Source organism: Mesorhizobium sp. M1227 (assembly GCF_040318315.1).
In the GTDB taxonomy this organism is placed as follows: domain Bacteria; phylum Pseudomonadota; class Alphaproteobacteria; order Rhizobiales; family Rhizobiaceae; genus Mesorhizobium.
Map to the genome: position 1 here is coordinate 115876 of NZ_JAMYLZ010000007.1, position 12568 is coordinate 128443.

Below are 12568 nucleotides of genomic sequence, written 5' to 3' on the forward strand. Positions count from 1 at the left end.
AATCAGGATTGTGCGGCCAACGTTCACTTGATGTTTACCGTCACCTCCTCATATACAGCATGGTTAACGGGCTTGCCGCACGGCATTGTCGGTTGGGTGATTCGGACGGGACAACATGGCACGCATTCTGCTGGCGGAAGACGACGACGACATGCGCCGGTTCCTCGTCAAGGCGCTGGAGCGCGCCGGTTATCAGGTCAGCGATTTCGACAATGGCGCCAGCGCCTATGAGCGGCTGCGCGAGGAACCTTTTTCGCTGCTTTTGACCGACATCGTCATGCCCGAGATGGATGGCATCGAGCTCGCCCGACGCGCCACGGAGATCGATCCCGACCTCAAGGTGATGTTCATCACCGGCTTCGCCGCCGTCGCGCTGAACCCTGATTCCAAGGCGCCGAAAGACGCCAAGGTGCTATCGAAGCCGTTCCACCTGCGCGACCTCGTCAACGAGGTCGAAAAGATGCTGCAGGCCGCCTGACGCGCTTTTTGTCGCGTCTTGACCGACGCCGCAAGCCAGGCGTTCTTTCCCTTTTCCCGCTATTGACGTGCCGAACCAAAAATGGTGTATGCGCGGCTTCGGATGGGCGTGTAGCTCAGCGGGAGAGCACTGCATTGACATTGCAGGGGTCACAGGTTCAATCCCTGTCACGCCCACCATCCAAATGATCCCTCAATTGGCCGTCGGTATTTTTCGTCGACTGAGGTTCCCGGCCAATACCGGCCTCAGGCCGCACCGAGGCGCAGATCGCCGGTCTCGACGTGCTCCAGAAACCAGGCATAGGTCTGTTCCAACCCGCTGCGCAGCGAGTAGCGCGGGCGCCAGCCGGTGGCGAACAGACGCGACACGTCCATCAGCTTGCGCGGCGTGCCGTCCGGCTTCGTCGCATCGAATGTTATTGCGGCATCGGCGCCAGCGACCGACACGATGGTGCGGGCAAGATCGGCAATGGTGATGTCTTCCCCCGAGCCGACATTGATGTGGCTGTCGCCCGAATAATTCTTCAGCAACCAGACCAGCGCGTCGGCGGCGTCGTCGACATGCAGGAATTCGCGCATCGGCGTGCCCGATCCCCACACCTCCAGGCTCTTGCGGCCGGCGCGCCTGGCCTCGTGCGCCTTGCGCATCAGAGCGGGCACGACATGGCTGGAATTGAGGTCGAAATTGTCGCCCGGACCGTAGAGATTGGTCGGCATCGCCGAGATGTAGTCGACGCCGTACTGGCGCCGATAGGCCTGGCACAGTTTCAGCCCGGCGATCTTGGCGATCGCATACCATTCGTTGGTGGGTTCGAGCGGCCCGGTCAGCAAGGCGTCCTCGGAGATCGGCTGCGCCGCGAATTTGGGATAGATGCAGGATGAACCGAGAAACAGCAGCTTCTGCACCTCGTTGCGGAAGGCGCTGTCGATGACATTGTTCTGCATGACGAGATTGTCCTGCAGAAAATCGACCGGAAGCCTGTTGTTGGCCAGGATACCGCCAACCTTGGCCGCCGCCATCACCACTGCATCCGGCTTGCGGTCTGACATCCAACGCCGCACGCCGGCCTGGTCGAGAAGATCGATCTCGGCGCGCGAGGCGGTCAGGACCTCGCAATCCTCGTCGGCCAATCGGCGCAGGATGGCCGAGCCGACCATGCCGCGATGTCCGGCCACGAAAACGCGCTTGGCCTGAAGGTCGAAGGTCATCAGCTTACCCCAATGCAGAACGGCAGCTATGCCAGTTGGCCGGCGGAGCGCCGGATCGGCTTCTCTGTTGCCGGACGCATACCGCATACAGATTTGCCCAGACAAGGCAAATCGCAAAGCCACCCGAAGCAACCTTTGGATCGGACGCTGTAGCGCTCGCGATCAGACGCCCGCTACCGTGCAGAGGCTTGTCATTCTGGCAATGGCAAGCTCGGGGTCGGCCAGCAACCCTGCCTGGTCGGCAAGGCGAAAGACATCGGCATAGTGACGGATGCCGCGCGCCGATTGCATGCCGCCGACCATCGAAAAATGCTCCTGATGGCCGTTCAGCCATGCCATGAAGACGATGCCGGCCTTGTAGTATTCGGTCGGCGCCTCGAAGATCTTGCGCGACAGCGGCACTGTCGGAGCCATCAGCGCGTCGTAGCCCGCGCGGTCGCCGTCGGCCAGCTTTGCCAGCGCCGCATTGGCGACCGGCGCGATCGCATCGAAAATGCCGAGCAGCGCGTGCGAATGTCTGTCGCCGTCGCCGGCGATCAGCTCGGGGTAATTGAAATCGTCGCCGGTGAACATCAGCACGCCCTCAGGCAGCCGGTCCCTGAGCGCAATCTCCTTGCCGGCATCGAGCAGCGATATCTTTATGCCTTCGACCTTGCCGGCATGGCGTTCGATGATCGCGACCACCGTCTCCAGCGCAGTTTCGAAGTCGCTGCTGCCCCAGTAGCCTTTCAGCGCCGGGTCGAACATGTCGCTCAGCCAGTGCAGGATGACCTTGCCGGAGGCCTGGGACAGGATGCGGTCGTAGACGCCGATATAGTCGTCGGGGCCTTTGGCGACCGCCGCCAGCGCCCGGCTGGCCATCATGATCGCCTTGCCGCCAAGCCCTTCGATGAAGCCGAGCTGTTCTTCATAGGCCGCGATGACATCGTCTAGCCTGCTGGCGCCCCCCGGCGCCAGATGGTCGGTGCCGGCGCCCGACGCAAGATCGGCGCCTTCGACGCTGTGCGCCTCGGCGATCGAGCGGCGGATCAATTCTTTGGCATTCGCCCAGTCGAAACCCATGCCGCGCTGAGAGGTGTCCATCGCTTCGGCGACACGGAAGCCAAGCCGCCAGAGGTGACGGCGAAACGCCATCGTCTTGTCCCAGTCGACCGCGGGCCTCGACCACGGATCGGTCATGGCGAGGGGATCGGCAACGACATGGGCGGCGGCGTAGGCGATGCGCGAGAAGCGAGCGCCGGCCACAGGCTGCACCGGCTGGCCGACAAGCCGGTAGCGGACACGGCCGGCGCCTTCCCCGGGCAAGGTGATGTCCATGGCTCTCTCCCTTACCAATGCCTATTAAATGGAACGTTCCAACAAATCAAGATATTTTGCCGCCTGCCTCGTGCAGCGAAAATTGCTGCATCGCAGTAGCCGAAAGCCCTGTTTGCCGGAGGATTGCGCCGCCGAGCCGCATTTTTCCCGGCTTCGCAAAAACGCGATTGACTCAAATGCGCCGCAGGGATTAGATCGTTCCAATAAATCGCACAAGAAGCCACCGGGAGGACAGATCTGGATGGCCAGCCGGGCCAAGGCAACGATACTCGACATCGCCCGTGAGGCGGGCGTGTCCAAATCGACGGTGTCGCTGGTGCTGCAAGGCAGCGGGCTGATCCGGCCCGAAACCGCGCTCAAGGTGCGCAAGGCGATCGAGGACGTCGGCTATGTCTACAACCGCGGCGCCGCCAATCTGCGCAAGGCCCATTCCAACGTCATCGGCATGGTCATCAACGATCTCACCAATCCGTTTTTCGCCGAGCTCGCGGTCGGCATGGAGCGCGTCTTCCAGTCGGCCGGCGTCGTGCCTTTCATCGCCAATACGGCCGAAAACCCGGTGCGCCAGGAAGAGGTTCTGAAATCGCTGATGGAGCAGGGTGTCGCCGGGCTCGTCGTGTCGCCGGCGCGCGGCACCACGCCTGGCGCGTTCCGTCGCCTTGAGACCGCAGGCGTTCCGGTCGTCTTCGTCATGCGCCGGCTTCCCGAAAGCCGTATCCCGGTGATCACGCCCGACAATCATCGCGGCGCCTATCTCGCCACCGCCCATCTGATCGGCAAGGGCCATCGCCGGCTGGCCTTCTTCGGCGGCTCGTCCGACCTTGTCGTCTATCACGAGCGCCTGGGCGGCTTTCGCGAGGCCTGTGAAGCGCTCGGCATCGAACCGGCCGACAGGCTGGTCTTCGAGGGCGAAACCAGCCGCAAGGGCGGTATTGCCTGCCTGGAAACCGCACTTGCCATGGCCGCGCCGCCGACCGCGGCCCTTTGCTTCAACGATGCGGTCGCCTTCGGCGTCTTGCTGGCGCTGCGCAAGCGCGGCCTGGAACCCGGCGCGGACTTTGCCGTCGTCGGCTTCGACGACGTCGCCGAGGCCGAGCACTATATGCCGGCGCTGACCAGCGTCGCGGTGAACACCGCCGGCCTCGGCGAGCGCGCCGCCCATGTCGTGCTGAAGATGATCCAATCGCGCACCACGCGCGCCGAGGATCATATCGGCGCCGTCAACCTCGTGGTCAGGGAAAGCTGCGGCCCCGATCGCAAGGAGCATGGCTGTGCAGGAATGGGAGACGCGGCATGACCGTCAGTTGGGGGCTGATCGGCGCCAGCACGATCGCAAGACAGTTCATGATCGGCGCCATCCGCGCGCAGAAGGACGGCGAGATCGCCGCGGTGATGAGCTCCAGCCCGGAGCGCGCCGCCACTTACGCCAGTGAAAATCGCATTCCGGCGGCGGTCTCGACGATTGATGAATTGCTCGGCTCCGACATCGACGCCGTCTACATCTCGACCACCAACGAATTGCATCTCGAACAGGCACTCGCCGCCATCGAGGCGGGAAAGCATGTGCTGTGCGAAAAGCCGCTGGCACTGACCAGCGCCGACGCGCGCAAGATGGTCGCGGCGGCCAGGGCCGCCGGCGTTGTGCTCGGCACCAATCACCATCTGCGCAATGCCGGCTCGCATCGGGCGATGCGCGAAGCGATCGCTGCCGGCCGCATCGGCAGGCCGATCGCCGCGCGCGTCTTCCACTCTGTCTATCTGCCGGAACACCTGCAGGGCTGGCGCATCGCCAGGCCGGACGCCGGCGGCGGCGTGGTGCTCGACATCACCGTCCACGATGCCGATGCGCTGCGGTTCGTGCTCGGCGACGATCCGGTCGAGATCTCGGCATTCACGCAGTCGGCCGGCATGGCCGCCGGCGGACTGGAAGACGGCGCCATGTGCCTCTGGCGCTTCGCATCGGGGATCATTGCCCAATCGCATGAGGGCTTCACGACAAAATTCGCCGGCACCGGCTTCGAGGTGCATGGCAGCGAAGGCTCGCTGATCGCCAAGGATGTGATGACGCAGAAGCCGCTCGGCTCTGTGTTGCTTCGCACGGCACAGGGTGAGGAGGAATTGAGCTTCGACCGCGAAGACCTCTATGCCCGTTCGCTGCGCCAATTCCACGCGGCGATCCGCGGCGAGGGCCAGCCTTCCGCCACCGGCGAGGACGGCGTCTGGTCGCTGACATCAGCCGAAGCGGCATTGCAATCGGCCAGGTCCGGCAGGGCCGTTGCCATCGACCCGAAGCTCGGGAGCGCAGCGTGAGCAAGCTCGTTTCCGCGGCTGAGGCTGCCGGCCTGATCAGGGATGGCGTGGTCGTTTCCGTGTCGTCGTCGAGCGGCCTCGGCTGCCCGGATGCGGTGCTTGCCGCGATCGGCGAGCGCTTCGACGCCGAAGGCCATCCCAGGGACATCACGACGCTGCACCCGATCGCCGCCGGTGACATGTACGGCATCAAGGGCATCGACCATCTAGCCAAGCCCGGCCTGTTGAAGCGCACTTTGTGCGGCTCCTATCCGTCCGGGCCTTCATCGTCGGAACCGCCGCAGATCTGGAAGATGATCGGCGACAATACGGTCGCCGCCTACAACGTGCCGTCCGGCATCCTGTTCGACATGCATCGTGAGGCCGCCGCCAAGCGCCCCGGCGTGCTGACCAAGGTCGGGCTCGATACCTTTGCCGACCCGCGCCACCAGGGTTGCGCCATGAATGCTGCCGCCAGCGAGCCGATCGTTTCGGTGCAGCAGTTCGACGGCGAGGAATGGCTCTATTTCCGCTCGATCGTACCGCAGGTCGCGATCATTCGCGCCACCACGGCGGACGAGCGCGGCAACCTTACCTATGAGCATGAGGGTGCCTATCTCGGCGGCCTCGAACAGGCGCTGGCCGCCCGCAACAATGGCGGCATCGTCATCGCGCAGGTCAAGCGCGTCGTCGAGAACGGCACGCTGAAGCCGCACGATGTGCGCGTGCCCGGCGTGCTGGTCGACCATATCGTGGTGGCGCCCGACCAGTTGCAGACGACGCTGACGCCCTACGATCCGGCCATCTCCGGCGAGATCTTCCGGCCGCTGTCGAGCTTTCGCAACGCCGAGATGAACGTCCAGAAGGTCATTGCGCGCCGCGTCGCCATGGAGCTTGCCGACGGCATGGCGGTCAATATCGGCTTCGGCATCTCGGCCAATGTGCCGCGCATCCTTATCGAGGAAGGCCAGCACGGCAAGGTCACCTGGGTCATCGAACAGGGCGCGGTCGGCGGCGTGCCGCTGCTCGACTTCAAGTTCGGCTGCTCGTCGAACGCCGACGCCTTCATGCCCTCGCCGCACCAGTTCATCTATTTCCAGGCCGGCGGCTTCGACGCCTCGCTGCTGTCCTTCCTGCAGATCGACCGCCACGGCTCGGTCAATGTCTCGAAGCTTTCGGCGCGGCCGCATGTCACCGCCGGCGCCGGCGGCTTCGTCGACATCACCGCGCGAGCGAAGAAGATCGTCTTTTCCGGTTTCTTCAATGCCGGCGCCAAGTTGTCGCTTGCCGGTGGCGGCATCCGCATCGACCAGGAGGGCAAGGTCAAGAAAGTCGTCGGCGAGGTCGAGCATATCTCCTTCTCGGGCAAGCGTGCCGTCGCGCAGGGACAGGATATCACCTATGTCACCGAGCGCTGCGTGATGAAGCTGACACCGGCAGGGCTGATGGTGACCGAGCTGGCGCCGGGCATCGACCTTGAGCGCGATGTGCTGGCGCAGGCCGAGATCCCGCTCGCCGTCGCCAACGAGCTGAAAATTACACCGGATGCGCTCTACTGGGACCGGCCGATCGGCCTGTCGCTCAATGGCGGCGCATCGCTTGGAGGCGCACATGGCTGAGCGTCTGGTAATCTTTGAAACCGACGGCCCCATCGGCATTGTCACACTGCGCCGGCCGGAGAAATTCAACGCGCTCGATATTCCGATGCTGCGGGCGCTGGAAGCGGCACTCGACGAGGCCGAGACAGCAACCGGCGTCCGCGTCGTGCTGATCTGCGGCGAAGGCAAGGGCTTTTGCGCCGGCGGCGATGTCGAGGCTTGGGCGGAAATGAGCGCCGCCGATTTCCAGGTGCAATGGGTGCGCTACGGCCATCGCGTCTTCGACCGGCTGGCGCGGCTGCGGCAGCCGACGATCGCCGTGCTTGCCGGCCATGCGCTGGGCGGCGGGCTGGAACTGGCGGCCGCTGCAGACTTCCGCGTGGCGGAAACACAGGTGAAGCTGGGGTTCCCCGAAACCTCGATCGGCGTCGTTCCCGGCTGGTCCGGCACCCAGCGCGCCGTGCGCCGCTTCGGCGCGCAGGCAGTGCGGCGGATGGCGCTCGGCGGCGAAGTGTTTCTGGCTACCGAGGCTCTTGCTCTGGGGATTGTCGACCGGGTGGTCGAGACCGGTAAGGCGTTCGCTGAAGCCAAGGCCTGGGCCGGCAAGATCGCCGAGCGCGGCCCGCTCGCGACCGAAGCCGCCAAGCTGATGATTGCCATCGCGGAGGGCGAAGAGAGTGCTGCCGCGACCGAAGCGCTGGCCAGCGGCTTCATCGCGCTGACAAGCGATCTCAGGACCGGCGTCGATGCTTTCAACGCCAAGCAGAAACCGGCGTTCTCAAGATCTTAGGACCTGAAACGCACATGAACGCACCTCTCAACATCGCCATGCCCGCCGAGGCAGCCGCAGCGCCGAAAAGCTACCGGCTGCTGATCGGCGGCAGGTTCGTCGACGCCCAGGACGGCCGCACGCTGGAGCGCAGCAGCCCTGGCCACGGCTTCACCGTCTCGCGCTATGCACAAGCCGGCGCGGCGGACGTGGAGGCTGCGGTACAGGCCGCGCACAGGGCCTTCGAGACCGGCCCGTGGCCGCGCATGAAGGCCGCCGAGCGCGCCGCGATCCTGCTCAAGGCTGCTGACCTGATCGAGGCGCGGCTGGACGAGATTGCCCGGCTCGACGCACTGGAATCCGGCAAGCCGATTGCGCAGGCGCGCGGCGAGATCGGCGGCGCCGTCGATATCTGGCGTTATGCCGCGGCACTTGCCCGCACGCTTCACGGCGAAAGCTACGCCAATCTCGGCGATGCCATGCTCGGCGTCGTGTTGCGCGAACCGATCGGCGTCGTCTCCATCATCACGCCGTGGAATTTCCCGTTCCTTATCGTCAGCCAGAAGCTGCCCTTCGCGCTCGCCGCCGGCTGCACGGCGGTGGTCAAGCCGAGCGAGATGACCTCGGCCTCGACCTTTGTGCTCGGCGAGATCCTGATGCAGGCCGGCCTGCCGAATGGCGTCGTCAACATCCTTGCCGGGTTGGGCGCCGATGTCGGCGCACCGATGGTCAGCCATCCGCTGGTCGAGATGGTGTCGTTCACCGGCTCCACCCGCGTCGGCAAGATGACCATGGCGTCTGCCGCCAACTCGCTGAAGAAAGTCGCGATGGAGCTCGGCGGCAAGAACGGCCAGATCGTCTTTCCCGATGCCGACCTCGAGGCCGCCGCCGACGCGGCGGTGTTCGGCGGCTTTTTCAATGCCGGCGAATGCTGCAATGCCGGCAGCCGGCTGATCGTCCATGAGGCGATCGCCGACGAGTTCCTCGGCGCCGTCAATGCCCTCACCGCCAAGGTGGTTGTCGGCGACCCGCTCGACGACCGCACCAAGGTCGGCGCGATGATCTCCGCCGACCATATGGCCAAGGTCACCGGCTACGTGACGGCAGCGGAAAACGGCGGCGGCCGGATCTGTAGCGGCGGCAATCAGCTTGCTTCGAGCGCCGGCCAGTATCTTGATCCGACCATCGTTCGCGATGTCACCGAAGACATGGCCATTGCACGCGAGGAAGTGTTCGGTCCGGTGCTCTCGGTGCTGACTTTTGAATCGATTGAAAGGGCGTTGCACATCGCCAACAACACGCCCTATGGTCTGTCGGCGGGCGTGTGGAGCGCCAGCATCGATACCTGCATGTCGGTGGCGCGGAATGTGCGTTCGGGAACCGTTTGGGTGAACACGTTCATGGAGGGTTACCCCGAGCTGCCTTTCGGCGGCTACAAGCAGTCCGGTCTCGGACGCGAACTCGGCAAGCGCGCCGTCGAGGATTATACCGAGGAAAAGACAATCCAGTTTCATCGCGGCCAGCGCACCGGATGGTGGGTCGGCTGAGTTGGGAAGAACCCGGCGGGCATCCGCCGGTCGTGTAAGTTCAACAAGGGAGGAAGTACATGTTGCGCAAACTGCTTATCGGGACGGCTCTCGCATCGGGCGTTGCGTTCGCGGCCCATGCCGAGGACGTCAAGGAAGTCCAGATGCTGCATTGGTGGACGTCGGGCGGCGAAGCTGCCGCTCTGAACGTGCTCAAGCAGGATCTGGCCAAGGAAGGCTTTGCCTGGAAGGACGTGCCGGTGGCCGGCGGCGGCGGCGACGCTGCCATGACCGCGCTGAAGGCGATGGTGGCAGCGGGCAACTACCCGACCGCCTCGCAGATGCTTGGCTATACCGTGCTCGATTACGCCGCAGCCGGCGTTATGGGCGACCTGACCGAGACGGCGATAAAGGAAGGCTGGGACAAGTCCGTTCCCGCGGCCCTGCAGAAATTCTCCGTCTATGACGGCAAGTGGGTCGCGGCTCCGGTCAATGTCCACTCGGTCAACTGGCTATGGATCAACAAGGCGGTGATGGACAAGATCGGCGGCACCGAGCCCAAGACCTTCGACGACTTCATTGCGTTGCTGGACAAAGCCAAGGCGGCGGGCGTCATCCCGCTCGCGCTGGGCGGCCAGAACTGGCAGGAAGCGACAATGTTCGACTCAGTCGTGCTGTCGACCGGCGGGCCTGAGTTCTACAAGAAGGCCTTCAACGACCTCGACGAGGAGTCGCTGAAGTCCGACACGATGAAGAAGTCGTTCGACAATCTCGCCAAGCTCGTCACCTATGTCGACCCGAACTTCTCGGGCCGGGACTGGAACCTCGCCACCGCCATGGTCATCAAGGGCGATGCGCTGGTGCAGGTGATGGGTGACTGGGCCAAGGGCGAATTCAACGCCGCCAAGAAGGTCCCGGGCACCGACTTCCTGTGCTACCGCTTCCCGGGCACCGACGGCAGCGTCGTCTACAACTCCGACATGTTCGGCATGTTCAACGTTCCGGAGGACCGCAAGGCCGCCCAGATCGCCCTGGCCACCGCCACGCTGTCGAAGAGCTTCCAGTCGGCCTTCAACGTCGTCAAGGGCTCTGTCCCGGCCCGCACCGACGTGCCGGACACCGACTTCGACGCTTGCGGCAAGAAGGGCATGGCCGACCTGAAGGCCGCCAATGAAGGCGGCACGCTGTTCGGTTCGCTGGCGCAGGGCTATGGCGCGCCTCCCGCGGTTGCCAACGCCTACAAGGATGTCGTCTCGAAATTCGTGCACGGCCAGATCAAGACCTCGGACGAGGCCGTGACCCAACTGGTCAGCGCGATCGAAGACGCCAAGTAAGGCACCCGCCCATGTGAATGATCTCCCCGGCGCAAGCCGGGGAGATCCCCTGCGGCGAGGTTTTGCGGTTGCGCCGACCGGCACGCTTTCGTGCCGCAGAGCCCGAGACAGCAGAATTCCGGACCCGCCATACGGAATGGACAGATGAGCACAGTTGCTGAAACCAGTATCACGCTGACGCCGGAGCACGATGCCCGTCCGGGCGCCACGGTGCGCTCGCGCCTTCAGAATGCGCTGCCGAAGCTCGTGCTGGCGCCGAGCTTCGCCGCCACAATCGTCTTCGTCTACGGCTTCATCCTGTGGACGATCTATCTGTCCTTCACCAATTCCAAGACCTTTCCCTCCTATGCGATCACCGGGCCACGCGCCTATCAGCGGCTATGGCGCTGGACTTTCGAAAGCGATCCGCCGTCCTCCTGGTACACGTCGATCACCAATATGGGGATTTTCGGCTTCCTCTACATTTCCATCTGCCTGGCGCTCGGCCTGTTCCTGGCGATCCTGCTCGACCAGAAGATCCGCGGCGAAGGTGTGCTGCGGCCGATCTACCTCTACCCGATGGCACTGTCGTTCATCGTCACCGGCGTTGCCTGGAAATGGTTTCTGGACCCCGGCCTCGGCCTCGAGCAGACACTGCACCAATGGGGCTGGACGAGCTTCCATTTCGACTGGATCAAGAACAAGGATTTCGTCATCTACACGGTGGTCATCGCCGGCGTCTGGCAGGCGTCGGGCTTCATCATGGCGATGTTCCTGGCCGGCCTGCGCGGCATCGACGGCGAGATCCTGAAGGCGGCGCAGATCGACGGCGCCACCACCTTCCAGCTCTACCGTCGCATCGTCATCCCGCTGCTGCGGCCGATCTTCCTGTCCGCCTTGATCGTCCTCGCGCATCTCGCCATCAAATCCTACGATCTGGTGGTCGCGCTGACCAGCGGCGGGCCGGGCGGTTCGGCCTGGCTGCCGTCCAACTTCATGTATGAGTACACCTTCAAGCGCAACGAGATGGCCGTCGGCTCGGCCAGCGCCGTGATCATGCTGATGACCATCACCGCGATCATCGTTCCCTATCTCTATTCCGAGCTTCGGGAGAAGCCGCGATGAGCGCCGTGGCCACTCCTGCTCGCCAGAGCACTGGCGGTATCAGCGCCAGGACGGTCAACCGTATTGTCATCTACGGGCTGCTGGCGCTGTTCGCGCTGTTCTATCTGATGCCGCTGTTCGTCATGCTTGTGACCTCGTTCAAGACCATGGACGAAATCCAGAACGGCAACATGCTGGCGCTGCCGCAGGAGCCGACCTTCGCACCTTGGATAAGGGCGTGGAGCGAGGTTTGCTCGGGTCTCACCTGCGTCGGCATGAAGGGTTATTTCTGGAACTCGATCAAGATGGTGGTTCCGGCCGTCATCATCTCGACCCTGCTCGGCGCGCTCAACGGCTATGTGCTGACGAAGTGGCGCTTTCGCGGGGCGACGCTGGTGTTCGGGCTGATGCTGTTTGCCTGCTTCATTCCGTTCCAGTCCGTCCTCTTGCCGATGGCAACGATCCTCGGCAGCCTCGGCCGGTTCGGCGTCAAGCTGCAGAACGCGACCGGCCTCACCTTCGGCTTCGGCAATCCGACCGTGAACCTGGTGTTCGTTCACGTCGTCTACGGCATCGGCTTCACCACCCTGTTCTTCCGCAATTATTACGAAGCGTTTCCGAACGAGCTGGTGAAGGCGGCGCAGATCGACGGCGCCAGCTTCTTCCAGATCTTCCGGCGCATAATGCTGCCCAACTCGCTGCCGATCATCGTGGTGACGGTGATCTACCAGTTCACCAACATCTGGAACGACTTCCTCTTCGCTTCCGCCTATGCCGGCTCAGGCGACGTGATGCCGATGACGGTGGCGCTGAACAATGTCGTCAACACCTCGACCGGCGTCGTCGAATACAACGTCAACATGGCGGCGGCGATGATCGCCGCGCTGCCGACGCTCCTCGTCTACGTGCTCGCCGGCCGCTATTTCGTGCGCGGCCTGATGGCCGGCGCCGTCAAAGGATAATCGC

General features: G+C 64.0%; 11 protein-coding genes and 1 tRNA gene. 10 read left to right on the top strand and 2 right to left on the bottom strand.

Features of this window, described 5'->3' with window-relative positions; genetic code table 11:
* Positions 1-115 precede the first annotated feature (115 nt).
* The gene (cpdR, locus tag NKH28_RS12190; RefSeq protein WP_006199474.1) at positions 116-478 is read left to right on the top strand and encodes a cell cycle two-component system response regulator CpdR; all 363 of its coding nucleotides are present in this window, start codon (positions 116-118) and stop codon (positions 476-478) included.
* A gap of 104 nt (positions 479-582) precedes the next feature.
* A tRNA-Val gene (locus tag NKH28_RS12195) sits at positions 583-657 on the top strand.
* Between the two features lie 66 nt (positions 658-723).
* Here the strand turns inward: NKH28_RS12195 and fcl are convergent.
* Complete coding sequence (fcl, locus tag NKH28_RS12200; protein WP_352979008.1) at positions 724-1686, bottom strand: GDP-L-fucose synthase; 963 nt, start codon at positions 1684-1686, stop codon at positions 724-726.
* Positions 1687-1848: 162 nt separating this feature from the next.
* Positions 1849-3003, bottom strand: a complete 1155-nt coding sequence (locus tag NKH28_RS12205) for a dihydrodipicolinate synthase family protein (RefSeq protein WP_352979009.1) — start codon at positions 3001-3003, stop codon at positions 1849-1851.
* A gap of 241 nt (positions 3004-3244) precedes the next feature.
* On the opposite strand from NKH28_RS12205, the gene NKH28_RS12210 reads away from it, so the two are divergent.
* The 8 genes from NKH28_RS12210 (at position 3245) to NKH28_RS12245 (ending at position 12564) form a co-directional block, all read left to right on the top strand.
* Entirely contained in the window at positions 3245-4300 is a 1056-nt protein-coding gene (locus NKH28_RS12210) for a LacI family DNA-binding transcriptional regulator (protein ID WP_352588151.1), read from the top strand.
* Positions 4297-5313 (top strand): Gfo/Idh/MocA family protein, encoded by a 1017-nt coding sequence (locus NKH28_RS12215; protein ID WP_352979011.1) that lies wholly within the window; start codon positions 4297-4299, stop codon positions 5311-5313. The genes NKH28_RS12210 and NKH28_RS12215 overlap by 4 nt, the downstream gene beginning before the upstream one ends.
* On the top strand, positions 5310-6911 hold the full coding sequence (locus tag NKH28_RS12220) for an acyl CoA:acetate/3-ketoacid CoA transferase (RefSeq protein ID WP_352979012.1): 1602 nt from the start codon (positions 5310-5312) through the stop codon (positions 6909-6911). Before NKH28_RS12215 ends, NKH28_RS12220 begins: the two co-directional genes overlap by 4 nt.
* On the top strand, positions 6904-7680 hold the full coding sequence (locus tag NKH28_RS12225; protein WP_352469513.1) for an enoyl-CoA hydratase/isomerase family protein: 777 nt from the start codon (positions 6904-6906) through the stop codon (positions 7678-7680). Before NKH28_RS12220 ends, NKH28_RS12225 begins: the two co-directional genes overlap by 8 nt.
* A gap of 14 nt (positions 7681-7694) precedes the next feature.
* Positions 7695-9206: an aldehyde dehydrogenase family protein gene (locus NKH28_RS12230; protein WP_352767112.1), complete on the top strand. Its 1512-nt coding sequence runs from the start codon at positions 7695-7697 to the stop codon at positions 9204-9206.
* Positions 9207-9265: 59 nt separating this feature from the next.
* Positions 9266-10519: an ABC transporter substrate-binding protein gene (locus NKH28_RS12235; RefSeq protein ID WP_031194023.1), complete on the top strand. Its 1254-nt coding sequence runs from the start codon at positions 9266-9268 to the stop codon at positions 10517-10519.
* A 144-nt stretch (positions 10520-10663) separates the two neighbouring features.
* Positions 10664-11623 carry a carbohydrate ABC transporter permease gene (locus NKH28_RS12240; protein ID WP_352469510.1) on the top strand — a complete coding sequence of 320 codons (960 nt, stop codon included), beginning with the start codon at positions 10664-10666 and terminating at the stop codon, positions 11621-11623.
* Positions 11620-12564, top strand: a complete 945-nt coding sequence (locus NKH28_RS12245) for a carbohydrate ABC transporter permease (protein ID WP_023675367.1) — start codon at positions 11620-11622, stop codon at positions 12562-12564. Before NKH28_RS12240 ends, NKH28_RS12245 begins: the two co-directional genes overlap by 4 nt.
* Positions 12565-12568: the final 4 nt, after the last annotated feature.

Excerpts from the sequence above, each read along its gene's own strand:
- NKH28_RS12215 (WP_352979011.1), top strand. The coding sequence starts at position 4,297 with ATGACCGTCAGTTGGGGGCTGATCGGCGCCAGCACGATCGCAAGACAG.
- NKH28_RS12205 (WP_352979009.1), bottom strand. The coding sequence starts at position 3,003 with ATGGACATCACCTTGCCCGGGGAAGGCGCCGGCCGTGTCCGCTACCGG.
- NKH28_RS12235 (WP_031194023.1), top strand. The coding sequence starts at position 9,266 with ATGTTGCGCAAACTGCTTATCGGGACGGCTCTCGCATCGGGCGTTGCG.
- NKH28_RS12240 (WP_352469510.1), top strand. The coding sequence starts at position 10,664 with ATGAGCACAGTTGCTGAAACCAGTATCACGCTGACGCCGGAGCACGAT.
- NKH28_RS12230 (WP_352767112.1), top strand. The coding sequence starts at position 7,695 with ATGAACGCACCTCTCAACATCGCCATGCCCGCCGAGGCAGCCGCAGCG.
- NKH28_RS12210 (WP_352588151.1), top strand. The coding sequence starts at position 3,245 with ATGGCCAGCCGGGCCAAGGCAACGATACTCGACATCGCCCGTGAGGCG.
- fcl (WP_352979008.1), bottom strand. The coding sequence starts at position 1,686 with ATGACCTTCGACCTTCAGGCCAAGCGCGTTTTCGTGGCCGGACATCGC.
- NKH28_RS12225 (WP_352469513.1), top strand. The coding sequence starts at position 6,904 with ATGGCTGAGCGTCTGGTAATCTTTGAAACCGACGGCCCCATCGGCATT.
- cpdR (WP_006199474.1), top strand. The coding sequence starts at position 116 with ATGGCACGCATTCTGCTGGCGGAAGACGACGACGACATGCGCCGGTTC.
- NKH28_RS12245 (WP_023675367.1), top strand. The coding sequence starts at position 11,620 with ATGAGCGCCGTGGCCACTCCTGCTCGCCAGAGCACTGGCGGTATCAGC.